This window comes from Marinicauda algicola (assembly GCF_017161425.1).
Classification (GTDB): Bacteria; Pseudomonadota; Alphaproteobacteria; order Caulobacterales; family Maricaulaceae; genus Marinicauda; species Marinicauda algicola.
The window spans coordinates 2,130,198-2,149,926 of the sequence record NZ_CP071057.1 but is presented as its reverse complement, the minus strand read 5'-3'; the positions used below and the strand labels follow the sequence as shown (position 1 = coordinate 2,149,926).

Below are 19,729 nucleotides of genomic sequence, written 5' to 3'. Positions count from 1 at the left end.
ATTTCGCCCCTACACCGCGTCCTTCAGCGCGTCCCTCGCGTCGGACTTGCCTTTGGTGAACACCTCTTCGGCCTGTTTCAGCGCCGTCTCGGCGAGCGCGTCGCAGGCGGTCTTCAGCTCGGCGATGGCCGCGTCGTGGCCTTCGTCCCGGCGGTCGTCGAGGCGGTCTATGAGGCGGCAGAGATCGTGGTGGTCGCCGAGCGTGTCGGCGAGCTCTTTCGCCTTCTTCTTCCTGCGCTTCACCCCGCCCGGCCAGACGTGCTTGCAGGCCACCGCGTGATAGCGCCAGTCCTTCACCCGCTTTCTAAGCTCGTGCAGGGTGTGGCCGGTCGGATTTTCCCGGGCCTCGTCGAGGCGCTGCAGGGCACAGGCGTAGGTGCGCGCCAGCCCCTCGGCCATCACCGCATCGGGATCCTCGAACGGCGCCTTGCCGAGCCGGGCGATTTCGGCCTCCATCGCGTCGAGCGCCTCGCGGCACTGCGCGGCGGCCGCGAGCCGGTCGATCCGCCGCCCCTCCGCGCGGGCCCGCTCGGCCTCCTCGCGCAGCACCTGCGCGAGCTTTTCGTTCCCGCACCTGATCGCGGCCGCCCGCGCGATCTGTTCCAGGCTGTCGGCATCGCGCGCTTCGGCGAGCACGCGCGCGGCGCGCCGTCCCGCCGCGTTGATGCGCTTGGAGGCGCTCTTGTCGCCCTTGCGGATGAGGCGCGCGTTCGAGCGGGCCTTCTTGATCGCCTTCCGCGCCTCGTGGATGGCGAGGACGGAATCGTGCTCCACGAGGGCCAGCGCGTCGCGCGCGTTCGCGATCTCGGCCCGCATCAGCGCGCCGATCGCGTTGAGGTCCTCGCCTTTTCGAAGCGTCTGCGTCACGCGGCCTCCCCTTCCGCTCGCCGTGAACGTTCAGCGTCCCGGGTCGACGATCCCGCCCAGGCTCGCATTGACCCGCCACCAGCCCGCGATCGCGTGGCGCGGGGCGAAGGCCGGGCGCACCTCGTGCGGGATCTGCTCGCTCATCATCAGAACGAGGCTGCCTGCGCGCGGTTCCAGTATCGCCGCGGGCGGCACGCCGTCCAGACGGTCGAGATCGGGCCGCCCGTCGGCGTCCAGCGGCACGTGCTCCCACACCGCGAGCTCGCCGCCATCGCCCGGCGTCCAGGCGTCGTCGAGATAGGCGACGAGCGAGACGATGCGCGAGCGTTCCGCGCGCCGGCCGAGCACGGCCGCCGGCGTCGAGCCCTTCACCGGCGCGGTGAATGCGTCCAGATGGCGCTTGTAGAACCCGCCCTCGGGGTAGGCCGCGAAATGGGCCTCGAACTCGAACAGGCCGGCATAGAGGGCGCGGTTGATCTGCAGGCGCAGCGCCTCGGCGCCGTCGAGGAAGGCGCGCTGGGCCGGGGTGGACCCGTCGAGCCAGGCGATCTGCGTCTTGCGGAAGCCGGTATCCTTCGCCAGCGCCTCGCCTCGCCCGATGCGGGCGGTCTTCAACGCGCCGGCCGCGGCCATCGCGACGCATTCGGCGCGAAGCTCGCCGACGAGGCCCGCATCGAGCGCGCCCGGCGCATGGGCCCATCCGCGGCTTTCCAGCCGGGCCAGCAGATCGAGGGTGAGGTTCTCGCCGAAGAAGGGCGGGAGGGTCGCCAGCGCCATGGCCGGATGCTCCTGGGGGCCGGCGCGATCGCCGGCCGGCAGGAGCGCGCATTTAGGGTGCGCGTGGCCGGCGCGCAAGCGCTTTCGCCCTAGCCCAGGAGCTGGCGCTCCAGCTCCTTCACGTCGCGCGCATAGGCCGGGGCCTTCGCCGCCACCGCCTCGCGGTGGACCACGCCGCCGAAGCCGATGAAGGCGTCGGCTGCCCCGCCCGCGAAGGCCTCGTAATCGGTGATGCCGTCGCCGACCATCACCGCGCTGTCGCGCCCGGTCAGGGCCTTCAGCGCGGCCACGACATGAGCCTTGCCGCCATTGCGCGAAAGCGGGTTGTCGCGGTCGAAGCCGGCCACGCGCTCGCCCTCGTAGACGAAGCGGTTCGCCCGCATCTCGCCGTGGGAGAAGCCGAGTTCGGCGAGCGCGGGTCCGACGAGGTCCAGGAACCCGCCCGAGACCGCATAGACCTCGCGCCCGCGCGCGCGCAGCTTCTCCACCAGCTCGGCCATGCCGTCCGTTGCCTTGCCGCGCAAGGCCTGCGCCGCGTCCTCGACCTGGCCGCGGGTGAGCCGGGCGAGCTCCAGGCGCTTTTCCAGCGACTGGCGGAAATCGAGTTCCCCGGCCATGCCCCGGTCGGTGATCTGCGACAGGCGCCGGGCCCGCTCGGCCCCGTCCTCGGCGTCCTTCAGCGCGCGCTCGACCGCGAAGTCGAGGCTTTCGACCGCGAGCAGGGTGGAATCGACATCGAGGACGACGAGACGCGACACGGGGCGCTCCTTCCGGGCGGCGGGCGGACGGCTTAACGCGGATCGAAACGGGGGGCCAGCCTGTTCGGATCGTGACCGCTGCAAACGGGCCGGAGGGCGGGACGCATGCGCCACACCCTGCACGACCACCGCCATCACGACTGGAACCGCGGCCGCGAACCCGCGCTCACCCTCGCGCCCGGCGCGCGCGTCACCGCGCAGACGCTGGATGCCGCCGACGGCCAGCTGAAACCGGACTCCACGCCGGAAGACGTCGCCGCGCTCGATCCCGGCCGTGCCAATCCGATGAACGGGCCCATTGCCGTGGACGGCGCCGAGCCCGGCGACGCGCTCGTGGTGACGATCAGGGAATTGCTCACCGGCAGCTGGGGCTGGACGGCGAACATTCCCGGCTTCGGCCTTCTGGCCGACGATTTTCCCGATCCGGTGTTCTGGCGCTGGTCCATCGAGCGCGGCACGAGCCGGGCCGAGGCGCCGGGCGGGCTCGCCTGGACCCCGGTCCACCCCTTCATGGGCACGCTCGGCCTCGCGCCCGGGACGCCCGGCCCGCATCCGGTGATCCCGCCCTGGCGCACCGGGGGCAACATGGACTGCCGCGATCTCGTCGCCGGGTCTCGCGTGATCCTTCCCGTCGAGGCGCCGGGCGGCCTGCTGTCCCTCGGCGACGGCCACGCCGCCCAGGGCGACGGGGAGGTGTGCGGCACGGCGGTGGAGACCGAGATGCGCGCCAGCTTCACCGTGGAACTCCTCAAGGGCGCCGCCCCGGCCTTCCCCATCGTCGAACGGCCCGGCGAGACCCTGCCGCCGGCCGCTGAGCCGCGTGTGACCACCACCGGCATCGGCCCGGATCTCACCGAAGCCGCCCGTGCGGCGGTACGCCAGATGATCGACGAGCTCACCGGAAGGCGCAACATCAGCCCCGAGGCCGCCTACCTGCTGTGCAGCGTCTGCGGCGACTTGCGCGTCGCCCAGATCGTGGACGCGCCGAACTGGACGGTGGCGTTCAGCTTTCCGCTGGGGCGGCTGGATTAGGGGGCAGGATGTGGCGCCGCCGCCCGGAGCCATCATGATGATCGGCCTGCCCGGCCTTGTGCCGGGCCCCAGAGCCGGGGCGCCGGCATCAGACGATGCCATTCCTCGCTCCCTGGAGCCCGCCTTTCGGCGCGGAGGCGCGGAGGGCGGGAGGCGGCGCGTTTCCTGAGCGGTGCGAAGACGCTAGCACTCACCTGTCGCCGCGGGGACACTTAATCCGCCTGTCCCTCATCCGCCCCTATAATGCCGCCTCCCCGCGCCCGCGCCGCATCCCGCGGCCGCGGAAAAACCGGGGGAGGGGACTCTCACGCATGGCGCTCCGGCGAGACAGATCCTCCCACGACTACCGCCCGGGCTTTCAGCCCTGCAAGGGCGCGGCGAGGGCGGTAGTCGTTGTAGGAGTCGGTTTTCCCGCTATCCCCGCCGGGGACAGGGCGTCAGGCCGAGACGCCCGTGCCGATCGGGCAGGCGACGCCGGTGCCGCCGATGCCGCAATACCCGCCCGGGTTCTTGGCGAGATATTGCTGGTGATACTCCTCGGCGTAGTAGAACGGGCCGGCCTCGCGGATCTCCGTCGTGATCCTGCCCTTGCCGGCGGCCGTGAGCGCATTCTGATAGGCTTCGCGCGTCAGCTCGGCGGCCGTCTTCTGGGCCTCGCTCGTATAGTAGATCGCCGAGCGGTACTGCGTGCCGACATCGCCGCCCTGGCGCATGCCCTGGGTGGGGTCGTGATTCTCCCAGAAGACCTTCAGCAGGTCCTCGACCGGGAGCTGCCTGGGGTCGTAGACCACGCGCACGACCTCGGCATGGCCGGTCTTGCCCGAGCAGACCTCCTCGTAGGTCGGGTTCGGGGTGATGCCCCCGGCATAGCCGGCCGCGGTGAGATACACGCCGGGCAGCTGCCAGAACTTGCGTTCCACGCCCCAGAAGCAGCCCATCCCCAGCTGGATCTCTTCCAGGCCCTCGGGGATCTCGCCCTTCATCGGCCGGCCGGTGACGAAATGGGTCGAGGCGGTGGGCACCGCCTGCAGACGGCCGGGCAGGGCCTGGTCGGCAGGGACGAGCTCGGATTTCCAGCGCGGATCGGAGAACAGGGCCATGGCTTAACCTCCAGTCGGGCGCGCGGCGGCAGGTGGGGATGTGCGCGCGTCGGCGTCTACATAGTGCGCCGGAACGCGTTCGTCAGCGGGGATGCGCGGAACCCTCTTCACAAGCGCGAGATTTTCTCCATAGCTCGTGCCGGCCGGGTGCCGGCGCGTCGCAGTCTTCCAGCGGGGAACGCATGTCCTACCTCTATGTGCTGATCGGTCTCGTCCTGCTGTTCGTCGGCGGGGAAATCCTGGTGCGCGGGGCGACCGGGCTCGCGCGCCGCTTCGGCGTGTCCCCGCTCGTCATCGGCGCGGTCATCGTCGGCTTCGGCACCTCCGCGCCCGAGCTCATCACCTCGGTCCAGGCCGCGCTCTCCGGCTCGCCGGGAGTGGCCGTGGGCAATGTGGTGGGATCGAACATCGCCAACATCCTGCTGATCCTCGGCGCCTCGGCCGCGCTCGCCCCGGTGATCGTCGATCCGGCCGCCTTCCGGCGCGACGGCACCTCGCTGGCGCTCGCCATGCTGGTCATGGCCGGCGCGCTCGCCTTCCTGCCGATGAACCGGGTCACGGGCGCCGGGCTCGTGCTCGCCCTCTTCGTCTATATCGGCCTGACCTACTGGCTCGACCGGAGAACCCGTGACGCCGCCGCCGCGCTGCACGAGCGCGAGGCGGGCATGGTGAGCCCGGCCGACGGCGTGGCCCTGGCCCTGGTCTTCACGCTCGGCGGGCTCGTGCTGCTCCTGATCGGGGCGAACCGGCTGGTGTCCGGCGCGGTCGACATCGCCACCGCGCTCGGCGTGTCGGAGGCCGTGATCGGGCTGACCATCGTCGCGGTCGGCACCTCGCTGCCCGAACTCGCCGCCTCGATCAGCGCGGCGCGCAAGGGCGAGGGCGATCTCGCCTTCGGCAACATCATCGGCTCGAACATCTTCAACGGGCTGGGGATTCTCGGCGTCGCCGCGCTGGTGACCCCGTTCGAGGTGCCCGCGCGCCTGGCCGGCCTCGACCTCCTGGTCATGCTCGCCGCGAGCGGCCTGCTGATCGCCTTCGCCACCACCGGGGCGAAGATCGACCGGCGCGAGGGCGGGATATTGCTGGTGCTCTACGCGGCCTATATCGCCTGGCTCGCCTGGAGCGGGGCGGTCTGAGGCGCGGCTCAGGCCCTCGACCGCGCCGCGCGCCACCAGGTGACCGGCTTCAGGACCAGCAGGGTCAGGATGGCGTAGGCGCACGAGGCCCCGGTCGCGATGTAGAGGCTCGGCAGCCAGAGGAAGGCGGTGAACATCTTGCGCCCGAGCGCGACGAGGCCGGCGCCGGGCGGGTCGAAGGACAGCGCGCCGAACGAGGCGAGCAGGCGCAGATAATATCCGCCCGTGACGTATTCGGAGACGGCGAACACCGTCAGCGGGCCGAGGATGAAGGAGACGATTAGGATCAGGCGGCGCAGCCCTTCGGGCTCGCCCCTGCGAAGCGGGATTTCGGTGTCCACGACCATGGCCAACTCCTGGAGCACCGCGTGCCGGACCGGGGGCGAGTTTAGGGGCCTGCGCCCGGACCCGGCAAGCCCCCGGCCGGGCCTCGCCGGACGCCCGCGCGGCCCCGCGCCTGCACGCGGGCGCGCGGGGTGCGGCTCTGCTTGCTTGACTGGCCGCGAGGTTCGATTACGTATCGCCCCTCGCGAGGTGAGGTGGCCGAGTGGTCGAAGGCGCACGCCTGGAACGCGTGTAGGCGGGCAACCGTCTCGTGGGTTCGAATCCCACCCTCACCGCCATGATTTTCCCGGAAGTCCGTCTCCGTCCCGAGAGGCGCGGAATAGCAGCGTCCTCGCCGCCTGTTTTGAAACCGCCGGCGGCGCCGAGAGCTGCGGCCGGCTGATCGGGCAATTCCACACGGCATTTCCGCAGGAAGCCCTGATCCTGCTTCTCCTTGGCGACCGTTACAAACCGTCAAATTGCGCCGAACTCTCGGTCAATCCCGCAGCCGAAAGTCCCATCATGCACGGGGGACAGGCCTTCGTGCTCCAATGTCTTGATGGAGACTTGAAATGCTGAAGATCACCCTCGCCGCCGCGCTGGTCCTCGCGGCCCCGGCCGCAGCCCTGGCCCAAAGCTCCGCGCCGACCCTCGGCGACGGCGCCGCCAACAAGGACGCGTTCATGGCGATCGCCGAAGCGCGCTTCGCCTATATCGATGCCGATTCCAGCCTCGCCATCGATGAGGCGGAGTACGTGTCCGTCCGCCTCCAGGAGTTCGACCTCGCCGACCGCAACGGCGACGGCGAGCTGACCCGCGGCGAAGTCCGCCAGTTCCCCGAGCCGGTCAGCGGCGTCTCCCTGCACCGCTCCGAGTTCGAGGAGGGCGTGCGCATCCGCTTCAACCAGCTCGCCGAAGACGGGACCATCAGCCAGTCGGCCTATCTGGGCGCCGCCAGCGCGGCTTTCGACGCCGCCGACCGCAATGGCGACGGCGCCGTGGATCGCGGCGAAGCGCGCAATCTCGCCCCGCTCTGAGCCCGGGCTCCAGCACGAAGAGGAGGCTGACCATGTCCGCCCTGATCTCCGCACTCGCGGCGTTGGCGCTGCTGCCCTCCGCCCAGCCGGTCCAGCCCTCCGGCGAGCGGCTCGACGCGCTTCTGGCGCAGGCCGATCTCGACGGCGACGGCGCCGTCACGCGTGAGGAGTACGACCTCGCCCGCTCGCGGGCGTTCGACCGCATGGACCAGAACGCGGACGGCTTTCTGGATGAGTCCGACTGCGCCGCCGCGCCGTCGCCCCAACGGCCGGGCCAGGCGCCCGATCCCCGCGTCCGCGCGGCGCTGACGGCCCTCGAGCAGGGCCGGGAGCGCTCGCGCCCTCCCGCTGACGCCGACGGCGACGGCCTGATCTCCGAAGCGGAGTTTCTGGCCACGCCGACGCCGGGCTTCGACCGGGCCGACCGGAACGCCGACGGGGTGCTTTCGGCCGAGGAGCTTGCGGCGATCCAGGATCGCCCCGCCCGCCGGCTTCGTCAGACCCCATGAGCGTGAGCGGCGGCGGCGCCTTGCGCCGCCGCCGCTGTCTCTTCGACACGGTGCACTCCCATGACCCCTCATGAGTTTCTCGTTGGACTGCCCGCGATCTGGCTGCCGGCGGTCCTCTTCGCCTCCCTGATCTTGCGCTACACGCTGATCGCAGGCGGGGCGACGGCGCTGCTGGCGCTCTTCAGACGCCGGGTCGATCCGGTCCGCCTGCAGAAGATCCCGATCTCCGGCGCGCAGATCCGCAGGGAGCTTTTCTGGTCAGTGGTTTCGCTGATGATCTTCTCGGTCGTGCTGGCGGGGCTCATCGCCGTCCACCAGGTCTGGCCGATCTTCAAGCTCTATCCCGAGTTCGGCAAGCATGGCCTGGCGTGGGAGTTCGTCGCGCTGGCGATCTTGTTCTTCGGGCACGACGCGTACTTCTACGCCGCTCACCGGCTGATGCATGCGCCGGGCGTATATGAGCGCGTGCACGCTGTGCATCACCGCTCGACCAATCCCACTCCTCTTGCGGCCTTCAGCTTCCATCCCCTTGAAGCGGTCGTGGAGCTCGCCGGCGTGGTGCTCCTGATCTGCATCGTTCCGGTCAGCGCCACCATGGTGCTGATCTTCACGTTCATCTCGGTTGTCCTGAACGTGATCGGCCACCTGGGCGTGGAGGTGTACCCGCGCTGGTGGCTGACGCACCCGATCCTTGGAGCCCTCAACTCGGCCACCGTGCACAATCACCATCACCGGACCTATCGCGGGAACTACGGGCTCTACACGCTGATCTGGGATCGGCTGTTCGGGACGTTCAAACCGCCGCGGACGCTGCAGACGCGTGACGCGCCTAGTCGATCCGGCTTTCCGGCGGGAAGGTGACCACGGCGCGCAAGCCCCCCTCCAGCCGGTTCTCGAGCCGCAGGGCTGCGCCCTGCGCGGAGAGGAGATCGCGCGCGATGGTCAGGCCCAGACCCGTACCGCCCGTGTCCGGGTTTCGCGACGGTTCCACCCGGTAGAACGGATCCATGACGCGGTGAAGATGGCCTTCGGGTATACCGGGGCCGTCATCCTCGATGCTGACTTCGAAACCGGCGCCGTCCCGCCTGCAGCGCACACGCGCGGCCTCGCCATACTTCCAGGCGTTGCTGATCAGATTGGAGAACGCCCGCTCCAGCGCCGCGCGATCGGCGGCGATGACGAAGCCGGCCCCGCAGCCCGAGCGCGGCAGGTCGAACGCCTGTTCGGCGGCGAGCGCGTCGAGCAGCTCGCCCAGATCGATGAGTTCGGCGACCCCGTCATGGCGATCGGCGCGGGCGTAGACCATCAGATCGTCGAGCAGCTGCTCGGTCCGGCTGAGATCGGTCTCGAGGGCCGCCTTCTTCGGCGAGCGGAGCTGATCGATCCGCAGGCGCATGCGGGTGATATGGGTGCGGATGTCATGCGCCACCCCGGCGACTAGGAAGGACCGTTCCCGGGTCAGCTGGTCGATGCGCAGCTGCATGGCGTTGAGCGCCTTGGTCAGCTGGCGCACCTGCGACGGGCCGGCCTCCTCGACCACGCTTGCGCCTCTGCCCGGCTGAAACCCCGCCGCGGACGCCTCCAGCTTGCGAAGGCTTCCCAGCGCATAGCGGAATCCCAGCGTGCCGGCCACGCTGAAGACAAGCAGCGCCAGGACCGCGATGGCGAGCATCGGCAGGCCCCTGCCGCCCACAAGGCCCAGCGGGCTGATCCAGATCACGAGGACTTCGCCATCCTTCAGGCGGATCGACAATTCGTTGGCGGCGAGCGCGAACACCCGCAGACCGTCCGCCTCACGGGAGCGGGGCAGGAGTTCACGGTACTCGACCCTGCGCACCTGCATCTCCCGCGCCGACAGAAGCGATCCGGGCCGTGCGCCGCGCAGCATCCGGACCATCGACTGGTCGTCGTCCGACCGGTCGGGGAAGCCGTCCGCCAGACGCGCGTCGCGGGTGGGACTTGAGAACGCCCGGGCGGCCAGCGGCCGCGCGTCGGCCGGGATCGCCTCCATCAGTTCGACCAACTCTGCGATGTCGGCGGTCGTCTCTTCAACCGCGCCGGGAACAAGGTGAAAGACAAGCGGGAATTGGGACAGCAGGGCGGCGCCGATCACGAACCAGGCGATCGCCGACACCGAAACCAGCACGACATGGAATGCCGGCGCGCGCGCAAGCCTCGCCGCACCGGTCATGTCTTGCGGCTTTCCACCTTGGCGGAGAATGCGTAGCCGATATTGCGCACCGTCTTGATGAAATCGACGTCGCCGGTCTCGGCCTTCAGCTTGCGCCGCAGGCGGCTGACCTGCGCGTCGATGCTGCGGTCGAACGGATTGGCGGCCGCGCCGCGGGTCAGATCGAGCAGCTGATCGCGGCTCAGGACTCGCGGCGCGCGCTCCACCAGGGTGAGCAGGAGCGCGAACTCCCCGGAGGTCAGCCCCACATCGCTGCCGTCGGCGCGAAACAGCGTTCGCGCGTCGGGATCGAGCTGCAGTCCCTCGAACCGGTAACTGTTGACCAGGCGCCGGGCCTCGCCCGGCAGCGCCGGCGGCGCGCGGCGCAGGATGTTCTTGATGCGGGCCATGAGTTCGCGCGGGCTGAACGGCTTCGGCAGGTAATCATCCGCGCCCATCTCCAGCCCGACGATCCGGTCCACCTCTTCTCCAAGGGCGGTGAGCATGATGATCGGCACGCCCGATTGCGATCGGAGCCGGCGGCAGAAGGATGTCCCGTCCTCGCCCGGCATCATCACGTCGAGGATCACCAGATCGATCGACGCGCTGTCGAACAGCATGTCGGCCTGAGCCACGTCGCGGGCCTGGAACGCCTGCATGCCGTGGCGTTTCACCAGCTCGCTCACGAGCTGGCGGATCTCAGCGTCGTCATCGACGATCAGTATGTTCGGTCTGGCCATCATCACGATATGGCGTCCCCCCGCTTCGCCCTGTCTAGCCGGGAAATTTTGACGATTTGTAACGGGCGGGCGCGCCGGTCACCGACGGCGATAAAAAACCTCCTCCGGATCGATTTGCGGCAAACTCGACCTGCTTCACTCCCACCGTGCCGGATGGACCGGCGTTGTGGTGAATGGAGTTGGAGATGAGCCTTGAGACCCTTGCTCGCCCAGGCGCGGCGGGCAACCACGTCGCCTTCGCGTATCGACGCGCGGCGTCGATCCTCGAGGTCGAGCGCGCCAGCGCCCGCCTGGCGGCGCTGTACACGATCGCATGCCTGGTTCTCGGCTTCCTGACGGGCGCGGCGCTGGCCGTTCCGGCCCAGGCGCAGGTCGAGCTGTCGTCGGCCCGGGCCGATCTCGACGGTGACGGCGTCATCACCTGCGACGAGGCGCGCGAGGCGCGCCAGACGCTTTTGTGGGCGCAGGATCGAAACGCGGACGCGAGCCTTGAGCCCGCAGAATTCCGCGCGGCGGCGGCCGGCGAGTTCAACTGGCTTTCGGCGCGGATCGCGTTCGCCCGCCTCGACGCGGACCAGGACGGCCGCATCACGCGCCCGGAGCTGGCCGCGGCGCCGCTGGTGCGCTTCGATCAGGTCGATCGCGACGCCGATTGCCGCCTGACCGAGGCGGAGCTGAACGCGGCCCTCGACGGGGAGGCGCGCCGATGATCGCCGCCATCGTCTCACGACTGGACGACTGGAGCCGCGCCCGCGAACGGGCCGCGCTCGCTCGGGCCAAGCAAACCCTCGACCAGGCCGTCCAGGCCGCGATCGAAGCCGATGATCCGGTCCGTCTGAGGACCATCCAGACGGGGTACCGCCGCATCGCCGAGCGCGCATGCTCGGCCGGGCACGCCGATATCCAGCTGGCGGCCCGAGGATCCGAGGCGGCGATGTTCTATGAGCTTGGCTCGGCGCATCTCGATCGGCAGGCGCTGTTTGAGTGTATCGAGCGTGTAAGGAGCGTGCTTGCGTCCGGCATCTTGACCCTTTCGGCGGCCGATATCGCAAGCCTTTTGAGGATCATGGCCCATAGCTACGCGGAAATCGCCGACCTCGATGGCGACGCGGCCGCCTTCCGGCACGCGATCAGGGCGTATGAGGCCTCCCTGGATCGTCTGGACACGCCTGGACAGGACACGATCGAGCAGCTCACCCGGCGCAATATTCGGCGTTGCGAGATCGCCGTCGCGGCCGGCGAGCAGGCCGAGGGAGGATGTGACAGGAAAACCGCTTGAGCGGCGCGGCCCGGCTCCACGGCGCCTGAAATTCTTCAAGAATGCCTCCAAAGACCTATGGAGCGCGACGCCTTCCGAGCGGCGTCGGCTGCGGGCCGCCCGAGGCGACGCGCCGTGACTCTGAAGACCGGTTCGCGCTTGTCCGATACCACCGCAAGCTTCCCGATAAAGACGGCCGGATCTCCACTAGAAGAGGGCGCAGGGCGTCGTCTTCAAGATCGGGGGTGACGTCGACGATCAGGCCTTCCTCGCCGCTCTGAGAGGCTCCTGACGAAAAGAAGCGCGGCCGATGGCGCGCGCTCCTCTCCTGCGTATGCGGCGCTGTCGCGGGGTTCAGAAAGCCCGGCCTGCGGATACGACAAGCTGGGCGTCCCCGGTATCGACATCCTCGCTCGTGTCGACATAGGCCAGGCCCCAGTCGAGGCCGGCAGCGGCGAGGCTGAGGCCCAGCGTCCAGTTGAGCTTGTCGTCGCCATCGCCGTCCGGATCGCCGAACGCGCCCTTCTCGTATCCGGCACCGAAGCTGAGGCCGATTGCGCCGGTGAGCGGGACTTCGCCGGCATAGTAGACGTAAAGATTGTCGTCATCGCCGATATTGTCCTGCTCGGGTGCATAGGCGATGCCCAGGGTCGACTGCGCAGGACCGGTCATGGCGGTGACCGAGGCGTAGGGCTCCACGTAGGCGGAATCGTCCTGGCCGGGATAGGTATAGACCAGCACGCCAGCATCGAAGGAGACGCCCTCGGCGATCTCGCCGCCATAGCCGGCATAGAGATCGAGTTCGAGTTCGGAGCCTCCGACCGGCTCGATGCTCGAACCCCAGGCCCCGACGTAGAATCCGCTCTGCCAGCTCGCGTCGAGGCCGCCCTGGAGGGCCAGCGTCTCGTCGCTGAGCGAGATCCCCCGGAAGCGATAGTCTGACACGAGGCTGACATTGCCCTCGACCGAGGGTGCAGTCTGCCCGTGGGCGGCGGTGGCGAGGGATACGGTGATGAAGGCTGCTGAGAATGCGATCTTGAAGGCCATGTTGAGTCTCCTTTGATGAATGGTTTCAAGGTTGTGGTTGGGGTGGAGGCGCAGAAACGAGCAGCGGGCGTTCGCGCTTGCGCCCGCAGGTGGCCTATTCGGCCGGCTTCGGGGCGACGAATTCGGGATAGGCCGGGTGGCCCAGCTCGCTGAGATCGCCGCCCGCCGCTTCACCGGCCCTGTCGAGGCGGATCCCCATCGTCAGTTTCAACAGGAGCCAGACCGCGAAGCTTGCCGCGAAGACGAAGCCTCCGGTCGCCACCACGCCGGCCAGCTGACCGAAATAGCTCGCGGACTCGTTGGTGACGGGCACGACCATCGTGCCCCAGATACCCGCGAACAGGTGGACCGGAATGGCGCCGACCACGTCGTCGAGACGCAGGCGCTCCAGCAGCAGGGTTCCGTACGTGGCGATCACCGCGCCGACCGCTCCGATGACGATCGCTTGGGCAATGGTCGGGGTGAGCGGCTCTGCGGTGATCGACACCAGTCCGGCGAGGGCGCCGTTCAGGGTCATGACGAGGTTGGGCTTGCCCTTGTTGACCACCATGGAGACTAGGTAGGCCGTCACCACGCCGGCGGCCGCGGCCATGTTGGTATTGGCGAAGATCTGCGCGACCGCCGTGGCATCGGCCACGCTGCCGAGCGCCAGCTGGGATGCGCCGTTGAACCCGAACCAGCCGAACCAGAGTATGAAGACGCCCAGCGTGGTCAGCGGCAGGCTGGAGCCATGCATCGGTACCGGCTTGCCATCCACGAAGCGTCCGGTGCGCGCGCCCAGCAGCATCACTCCGGTAAGTGCGGCCCAGCCTCCCGTGGAGTGGACGAGGGTCGAGCCGGCGAAGTCGGAAAAGCCGAACCGGGAATCCAGCCAGCCCGCGCCCCATTCCCACGAGCCCTGGATGGGGTAGATGAATCCGGTCAGGACCGCGACGAAAATGAAGAAGGGCGCGATACGCACGCGCTCGGCCACCGCCCCGGACACGATGGAGGCCGCCGTGGCCACGAACACCATCTGGAAGAACCAGTCGGACGCGCTGGCATAGCCGGTGCTCAGGTCGATGGCCTCGTCGCCGGCCAACTCGCTCGGCGACCAGGGTAGGGCAACGCCGAAGAAGCCGCCCGAGGCGTCGACGTTCATGTACATGAGATTGTAGCCGACCGCGAAGAACATCAGGCCGGCGATCGAGTAGAGCCCGATATTCTTCAGACAGATTACCGCGGCATGCTTGGAGCGCACCATACCGGCTTCGAGCATGGCGAACCCGGCCGCCATCCACATCACGAGGAAGCCCCCGATCAGGAAGAGCAGGGTGTTGAACACATAGGCGACTTCGGCGGTGACGGCCGCATGGGCCGGCGCCGCGAGCAGGGCGAGACCGGCCGAGACGGCGCCGACGCGCAGAAGTGCGGGCGTGCGCAAACCGGGCCGGCCGGGCGCAAGGTTGAGGCTCTGTTTCATGATCGTTTCCCGGGATTCGCCATCCCGGTCTCGCGGCCTGCGGCAGGCTGCCTGACTGCGTCCGGGATCATTGGATGTGTGCGGGCGGGAGAGGCTAGCCGACGGATCACCGAGGGCTCGGTGGCCTGGATGGGGCTGTCGTGTCATGACCGTCTCCGTTGCGCGGTTAGACGGCCGTCAGCTCGTGTCCGGACTACGCGCGGTTCAGGCCGCGCTGTGTTCTGAGTCGAAGTAAGGCAGGAATCATGCTGCGTCGCAACAATTTTTTGACAAGCCTGCCGAACAGGAAGAAAGGCCGCATTCGGACGAAATCAATATGCAAGTAGCTGTTTCTATTAAAAAACTGGCAGCCGAAGCTGCCAGAGTTTCCAAACACGACCGTTGGGCCGCGAATGGACGCTTCCATACCCGGCAGCCTGCAGCAATGGAGAATTTTGCACCTGCGAATAAGGCGTGCCGCCGTCGTCGGTATGATGAATGCGCGGGTCGAGCGCTCCGCGTTGGTAGGTTAAGTTTCTGGATCTATATTCAATATTGTCAACTTCAGCTGATGGCGAACAGGAGGCCGGGACGGGGCTGGCCTCTGTCCAGGCGGTTCTTGAAATGCTTAATCGACAGCAGATGTGTTGCGCTGCAACAACAGTCTTGCGCCGATCTTGCGGCGGGAAATTGCCGCGCAGCACGAGGCGAGGCGCGCGAGGTGCCGCCCCCCGCTGGCAAAGGCTAGATGCGCCCCGCGTTGGCGATCGCCGCATCGGGTGCGAAGAAAGTCAGGCGCATGGTCTGGCGAGGCGCGCCGAGCGGCCGGTCACTGGCCCGCGCAATGACGGCCCAGCACCCTGACGCCACGGCGATTCGTGCCGCATCGAGCTTGCTCGCCATCCCTCCGGTGCCAGGCCCGCCGGCTCTGGGCGGTCCGCCGCAATCCAGCCCGGCCAGCGCGGAAAATGGAACGTGCTCGATCGGGCTGGCGTCGGGTGAGACCGACGGATCCTTGGTGTAGAGCCCGTCTATGTCCGACAGGAGGATCAGCCCCTCGGCGCGGACCAGCGATGTGAGCCGCGCGGCCAGACAGTCATTGTCGCCATACCGCAGCTCTTCGGTGGCAACGGTATCGTTCTCGTTGACGAGCGGCAGGACGCCGAGCTGGAACAATCGCTCGAACGTGTTGCTCGCATTGCGTAACCGGACGGGATGCTCGGTGTCCTCGGGACAAAGCAGGGCCTGGCCGGTCAGGATGTCGTGCTGCGAGAATGCGCGGGCCCAAGCCTCGGCCAGCAGTAGCTGACCCACCGCGGCAGCGGCCTGCTTCTCGTCGAGCGCCAGGGCGCGGCACATCGGCAGGCCGAGCCTGTGTCGCCCGAACGCCACGGCGCCCGAGGTGACCAGAACGCATTTTGCCCCACGCTGGCGAAGAGCGGCGATATCGGCGGCAAGGGATTCGAAAATGTTCGCTCTGGGCAGACCGTTTGCCGGATCGACCAGCTGGTTCGACCCGATCTTGATCACCAGACGCGCGGTCCGGTCGAGCGCGGCCCGGAACATCTGCGCGCCGCGCAGCGGCTGTGTCGTCATCACCGCACCTCGAACGGAAAGGAGGTCAATGCGCCGTGCGAGGCCGAACCGACCAGGGCGGCGTATTTTGCGTACGCACCGTGGGTGTATTTCGGCGCCGGCGCGGTGAACCCCTCCGCGGCGCGCGCGGCGAGATCGGCATCGGTGTCGATGCGCCGGGCCTCGACATCGATCCTCACGCGGTCGCCCGACCGCAGGAAGGCGATCGGGCCGCCGCGTGCGGCCTCGGGTGCGATGTGGCCGACCATGAAGCCATAGGTCGCCCCGGAGAAGCGCCCATCGGTGACCAGCGCGACATCGTCGCCGAGACCGGCGCCCTGGATGGCCGCGGTCACGGCCAGCATTTCCCGCATGCCGGGTCCGCCGGCGGGACCTTCATGGCGGATCACGACGACATCGCCCTTCTCGATCTTTCCCCGGGTGATCGCCTCGAAGGCCGCCTCCTCGCTGTCGAATACGCGGGCCGGTCCCTCGAAGGCGAGGCGGTCGTGGCCGGCCAGCTTGGCCACGCAGCCTTCGGGCGCGAGATCGCCGTACAGCACGCCGAATCCGCCGCGCGCCTTGACCGGCCTGTCGAGCGGGCGGATCACGCCCTGGCCCGCCGCCTCCTCGGCCGTGCCGGCTTCCTCGAAGAGCGATTTGCCGGTGACTGTGGGTGCGTCGCCCAGAAGCCCGCCTTCGCGCATGCGTTCGACCAGCAGGCGCGTACCGCCGGCCGCGCTCATGTCCGGGGCCATGTAGCGCCCGCCCGGCTTGAGGTCGGCGATCACCGGCGTGGCGCGCGAAATCGCGTCGAACTGGTCGATGTCGAACTCGCTGTCCGCGACCCCGGCTTCGCGCGCGATGGCGAGCAGGTGCAGCACCGCATTGGTCGATCCGGCCGTCGCCGTAACGGCCGCCGCGGCGTTCTTCAGCGCCTGCGCCGTGATCAGGGCGCGCGGCCGGCAATCGGCCTGCAGCGCCGCCATCACCGCGCGCCCGGCCGCCTTGGCGGCGTCCGGCTTGCCCGGATGGACCGCCGGCACATCGTTCAGACCCATCGGCGACAGGCCGAGCACGGTCAGCGCCAGAGCCATGGTGTTTGCGGTGAACTGGCCGCCGCACGCGCCGGCCCCCGGACAGGCGGCCTTTTCCACCTCGGCGAGCTCGTCCCGGGAAATCCGCCCGGCCGCGCAGGCCCCGACGGCCTCGAACACATCCTGCACGGTCAGGTCTCTCTGTCCTCGCCGGCCCGGCATGATCGACCCGCCATAGAGGATGACGCTGGGCAGGTTGAGCCGCGCCGCAGCCATCGCCGCTCCGGGCAGCGTCTTGTCGCATCCGACCAGGAAGAGCACCGCGTCCAGGCTATGGCCGCGCACGGCCAGCTCGGCGGAATCGGCGATCGTCTCGCGGCTCATCAGCGAGGCGCGCATGCCCTCTGTGCCCATGGCGATGCCGTCGGTGACCACGATCGTGTTGAACTCGACCGGCGTGCCTCCCGCCTCCTCGATCCCGTCCCGCGCGTGCTCGGCGAGCCCGCGCAGATGCATGTTACAGGGTGTCACGTCGGTCCAGGTGTTCACCACCGCGACCATAGGGCGGGCCATGGCCGCGTCGTCGAAGCCCGCTGCACGGAGCATGGCGCGCGCCGGGGCGCGGGCATTGCCGCGGATCAGGGCGTGGGAGGGACGAGTCGTGTTCGCCATCAGACAGTCTCCGTCAGTGTGTCGAGATAGCCGGCCAGGGCGTCGAGATCGGCCGGGCAGGTGAACGCCCGGCTCGTCCGGTCGGCGATTGCCGCAAGCGCGGGGCTTGGCTCGACCGCCCGGCCGATGAGCGGCTCGACCGTTTCTGCAAACTTGAAGGGGTGAGCGGTGGCGGCGAGAATCCAAGGCCGGGTCTCGCGCTCGCGCGGCGAGAGGCGGGCATGCGCCTCGGCCGCGGTAGCCGAGTGGGGGCACCAGACCTGGCCGAAGCGTTCGAAATCAGCTCTGATACGCGCCCTGATCGCGTCGTCGTCGACGCGTTCGACGCGCACCTGGCGTCCATGCGGGGCGAAACGGGTCAGCCGTTCGAAATTGCTCGGCGCGCCGACATCCATCGCGTTGGCCAGAGTCTGCACCGAGGCGCGCGGGCGATACGCGCCCGTGGCCATCCAGTCGGAGAGCGTCGCATTGGCGTTGGTGGCCAGGATCAGGGGTCCGAGCGGCGCGCCCATGGCACGCGCGAACAGGGCCGCCACGCCGTGGCCGAGATTGCCGGTGGGAAGGATCAGGCCCGGCGCCATGCCGGTCTCTGCGAAAACCCGCCGCGCGGCCCAGGCCAGATAGGCGCTCTGGGGCAATAATCTTGCCAGGTTGATCGAGTTCGCGCTCGTCAGCCGGTGGCGCTGGCTCAGGGCCCGGTCGGCGAAGGCTTGCTTGACCAGGGCCTGGCAGGCGTCGAAATCGCCCTCGATCTCGAGCGCGGCTACAGGCTCGTCCCAGCAGGTCAGTTGATGACGCTGGAACGGGGAAACGCGGTCCTTGGCGAACAGGATCACCGCACGCACGCCGGGCCGGCCCTGCGCCGCGCCGCCCGCCGCGCCCCCCGTATCCCCGGAGGTCGCCGCGAGTACGGTAAGCGGGGCTCCTGGTTCGGCCAGAAGATCGAGACAGGCCATCAGGAAGCGGGCGCCGAAATCCTTGAATGCGCCGGTCGGGCCGTGAAACAGCTCAAGCACGTGAAGCCCGCCGCGTGCCGGATCGGGCCGCGAAAGCGGGACATCGAAGTCATACGCCTGCGAGCAGAGGTCGGCGAGTTCCGCCTCCAGCCGGTCTCCGGCGAAGAAGGGTGCGAGCAGACGCTCCGCGACATTGACCAGCCCGGCCTCGCCGGCAAGACCGCCCAGCGGGTCTTCGGGCATCCGTTCGGGCATATAAAGCCCGCCATCGGGCGCCTGTCCGGCACGGATCGCGTCGCTGAGCGAGGCGGGGCTGCATCCTCCTCGCGTCGATACGAACTTCACGCCACCACCTCCTCGATCGGCTCGAGCCGAACGCCCGGGCTGTCGAGCGCGGCGCGATAGGGCGTGAAGGCGCGGCCCGCGGCGGTGAACGCCGAGCCCATCGCGGCCTGTACCCTGTCGGCATCGCCCGCTTCGGTCCACGCAAAAACCGAGGGACCGGAACCGGAAAACGAACAACCCAGCGCTCCGGCACCGACTGCGGCGCGTTTTACCGCGGCAAGCTCGGGCAAGAGGAAACGACGCTGCGGCTCGACCAGCCGGTCCTCCATGCCGGCCCGGATCAGAGCGCGGTCATTGGTGGCGCAGCCCAGCGTGAACGCGCTGATCGCTCGGGCGTGTTCGACGGCGATGTTCATCGCGACGCTGGGTTTCAGGACACCGCGCGCATGGCGCGTCTCGATGCGGGCATCGGGATGGAGCAGCACCGCGACGAGGCCTTTCGGAACGGGCATGCGCTGCACCAGGGCGGGCTCGGTGCGGGCCGCGATGACGAGCCCGCCAAGAAGGCTCGCCATGACATTGTCCCAGGGTGGGGGATCGGCCGAGGCGCGCTCGCCCTCGAGCGCGAAGCCGAGCAGGTCCTGTGTTGCGAACGGGGGGTCCAGCAGGGCATTGACCGCAGCGGCGGCGGCCACGGCCGAGGAGGCAGATCCGCCCATACCCGCGCTCAGCGGCACGCCTTTCTGGATCGACAGGCGGACGCCAAACCGGGCTCCGGCCGCATTCAGCAGGGCCTGCGCGGCGGCGAGCGCGGTATTGCGGCCGGGCTCGGCGGGCAGCGTGGCGACCAGGCCGGTCACAGTGCCCAGCCTCACGCCCGGCGCGTCTTCGCGGGTTGCGGTGACGGTGTCGCGCACCGCGTCGAACGCCTGGCCAAGGACATCGAAGCCCACGGCTACATTGCCGATACTCGCCGGGGCGCTGGCTCGGGCCTGCATCATTGTC

The 19,729-nt window shown here is 69.1% G+C and carries 20 protein-coding genes and 1 tRNA gene; 8 read left to right on the top strand and 13 right to left on the bottom strand.

What is annotated here, in order from left to right:
• Positions 1–9 precede the first annotated feature (9 nt).
• The 3 genes from JW792_RS10655 to JW792_RS10645 all read right to left on the bottom strand — a co-directional run bounded on the left by JW792_RS10655 (position 10) and on the right by JW792_RS10645 (position 2,402).
• Positions 10–867, bottom strand: coding sequence for a CHAD domain-containing protein (locus JW792_RS10655; protein WP_135995863.1), 858 nt, complete (start codon positions 865–867; stop codon positions 10–12).
• A gap of 30 nt (positions 868–897) precedes the next feature.
• Entirely contained in the window at positions 898–1,644 is a 747-nt protein-coding gene (locus tag JW792_RS10650; RefSeq protein ID WP_135995864.1) for a 2OG-Fe(II) oxygenase, read from the bottom strand.
• A gap of 89 nt (positions 1,645–1,733) precedes the next feature.
• The gene (locus JW792_RS10645; RefSeq protein WP_135995865.1) at positions 1,734–2,402 is read right to left on the bottom strand and encodes an HAD-IB family phosphatase; all 669 of its coding nucleotides are present in this window, start codon (positions 2,400–2,402) and stop codon (positions 1,734–1,736) included.
• A 105-nt stretch (positions 2,403–2,507) separates the two neighbouring features.
• Between JW792_RS10645 and JW792_RS10640 the strand changes: the two genes are divergently transcribed.
• The gene (locus JW792_RS10640) at positions 2,508–3,434 is read left to right on the top strand and encodes an acetamidase/formamidase family protein (protein ID WP_135995866.1); all 927 of its coding nucleotides are present in this window, start codon (positions 2,508–2,510) and stop codon (positions 3,432–3,434) included.
• A gap of 437 nt (positions 3,435–3,871) precedes the next feature.
• On the opposite strand, the gene msrA is transcribed toward JW792_RS10640, so the two are convergent.
• Entirely contained in the window at positions 3,872–4,534 is a 663-nt protein-coding gene (gene msrA, locus JW792_RS10635; protein WP_135995867.1) for a peptide-methionine (S)-S-oxide reductase MsrA, read from the bottom strand.
• Between the two features lie 182 nt (positions 4,535–4,716).
• Between msrA and JW792_RS10630 the strand changes: the two genes are divergently transcribed.
• Entirely contained in the window at positions 4,717–5,673 is a 957-nt protein-coding gene (locus JW792_RS10630; RefSeq protein WP_135995868.1) for a calcium/sodium antiporter, read from the top strand.
• A gap of 8 nt (positions 5,674–5,681) precedes the next feature.
• On the opposite strand, the gene JW792_RS10625 is transcribed toward JW792_RS10630, so the two are convergent.
• Positions 5,682–6,020 (bottom strand): hypothetical protein, encoded by a 339-nt coding sequence (locus JW792_RS10625; RefSeq protein ID WP_135995869.1) that lies wholly within the window; start codon positions 6,018–6,020, stop codon positions 5,682–5,684.
• Positions 6,021–6,206: 186 nt separating this feature from the next.
• Between JW792_RS10625 and JW792_RS10620 the strand changes: the two genes are divergently transcribed.
• The 4 genes from JW792_RS10620 to JW792_RS10605 all read left to right on the top strand — a co-directional run bounded on the left by JW792_RS10620 (position 6,207) and on the right by JW792_RS10605 (position 8,404).
• A tRNA-Ser gene (locus tag JW792_RS10620) sits at positions 6,207–6,296 on the top strand.
• Between the two features lie 273 nt (positions 6,297–6,569).
• The gene (locus JW792_RS10615; protein WP_135995870.1) at positions 6,570–7,034 is read left to right on the top strand and encodes an EF-hand domain-containing protein; all 465 of its coding nucleotides are present in this window, start codon (positions 6,570–6,572) and stop codon (positions 7,032–7,034) included.
• Between the two features lie 32 nt (positions 7,035–7,066).
• Complete coding sequence (locus JW792_RS10610; RefSeq protein WP_135995871.1) at positions 7,067–7,543, top strand: EF-hand domain-containing protein; 477 nt, start codon at positions 7,067–7,069, stop codon at positions 7,541–7,543.
• 60 nt (positions 7,544–7,603) lie between these two features.
• Entirely contained in the window at positions 7,604–8,404 is an 801-nt protein-coding gene (locus JW792_RS10605; protein ID WP_135995872.1) for a sterol desaturase family protein, read from the top strand.
• Here JW792_RS10605 and JW792_RS10600 read toward each other — a convergent pair.
• Both JW792_RS10600 and JW792_RS10595 read right to left on the bottom strand, forming a co-directional pair.
• On the bottom strand, positions 8,373–9,734 hold the full coding sequence (locus tag JW792_RS10600) for a sensor histidine kinase (RefSeq protein WP_135995873.1): 1,362 nt from the start codon (positions 9,732–9,734) through the stop codon (positions 8,373–8,375). The two genes, JW792_RS10605 and JW792_RS10600, sit on opposite strands and share 32 nt — an antisense overlap.
• Complete coding sequence (locus tag JW792_RS10595; RefSeq protein ID WP_135995931.1) at positions 9,731–10,456, bottom strand: response regulator; 726 nt, start codon at positions 10,454–10,456, stop codon at positions 9,731–9,733. Before JW792_RS10595 ends, JW792_RS10600 begins: the two co-directional genes overlap by 4 nt.
• A 182-nt stretch (positions 10,457–10,638) precedes the next feature.
• On the opposite strand from JW792_RS10595, the gene JW792_RS10590 reads away from it, so the two are divergent.
• Together JW792_RS10590 and JW792_RS10585 are read left to right on the top strand one after the other, a co-directional pair.
• The gene (locus tag JW792_RS10590) at positions 10,639–11,163 is read left to right on the top strand and encodes an EF-hand domain-containing protein (RefSeq protein ID WP_158291594.1); all 525 of its coding nucleotides are present in this window, start codon (positions 10,639–10,641) and stop codon (positions 11,161–11,163) included.
• Positions 11,160–11,732 (top strand): hypothetical protein, encoded by a 573-nt coding sequence (locus tag JW792_RS10585; RefSeq protein WP_135995875.1) that lies wholly within the window; start codon positions 11,160–11,162, stop codon positions 11,730–11,732. Before JW792_RS10590 ends, JW792_RS10585 begins: the two co-directional genes overlap by 4 nt.
• A gap of 333 nt (positions 11,733–12,065) precedes the next feature.
• On the opposite strand, the gene JW792_RS10580 is transcribed toward JW792_RS10585, so the two are convergent.
• The 6 genes from JW792_RS10580 to JW792_RS10555 form a co-directional block, all read right to left on the bottom strand.
• Positions 12,066–12,758 carry a TorF family putative porin gene (locus JW792_RS10580; protein WP_135995876.1) on the bottom strand — a complete coding sequence of 231 codons (693 nt, stop codon included), beginning with the start codon at positions 12,756–12,758 and terminating at the stop codon, positions 12,066–12,068.
• Positions 12,759–12,852: 94 nt separating this feature from the next.
• A complete protein-coding gene (locus tag JW792_RS10575; protein ID WP_135995877.1) occupies positions 12,853–14,220 on the bottom strand; it encodes an ammonium transporter family protein in 1,368 nt (455 codons plus the stop codon).
• A gap of 723 nt (positions 14,221–14,943) precedes the next feature.
• The gene (gene proB / locus JW792_RS10570) at positions 14,944–15,795 is read right to left on the bottom strand and encodes a glutamate 5-kinase (protein ID WP_135995878.1); all 852 of its coding nucleotides are present in this window, start codon (positions 15,793–15,795) and stop codon (positions 14,944–14,946) included.
• Positions 15,795–17,486: a dihydroxy-acid dehydratase gene (ilvD, locus tag JW792_RS10565; RefSeq protein ID WP_420871274.1), complete on the bottom strand. Its 1,692-nt coding sequence runs from the start codon at positions 17,484–17,486 to the stop codon at positions 15,795–15,797. The genes proB and ilvD overlap by 1 nt, the downstream gene beginning before the upstream one ends.
• Positions 17,483–18,784 (bottom strand): threonine synthase, encoded by a 1,302-nt coding sequence (thrC, locus tag JW792_RS10560; RefSeq protein ID WP_135995880.1) that lies wholly within the window; start codon positions 18,782–18,784, stop codon positions 17,483–17,485. Before thrC ends, ilvD begins: the two co-directional genes overlap by 4 nt.
• The gene (locus JW792_RS10555) at positions 18,781–19,725 is read right to left on the bottom strand and encodes a homoserine kinase (protein WP_135995881.1); all 945 of its coding nucleotides are present in this window, start codon (positions 19,723–19,725) and stop codon (positions 18,781–18,783) included. Before JW792_RS10555 ends, thrC begins: the two co-directional genes overlap by 4 nt.
• Between the last annotated feature and the right edge of the window lie 4 nt (positions 19,726–19,729).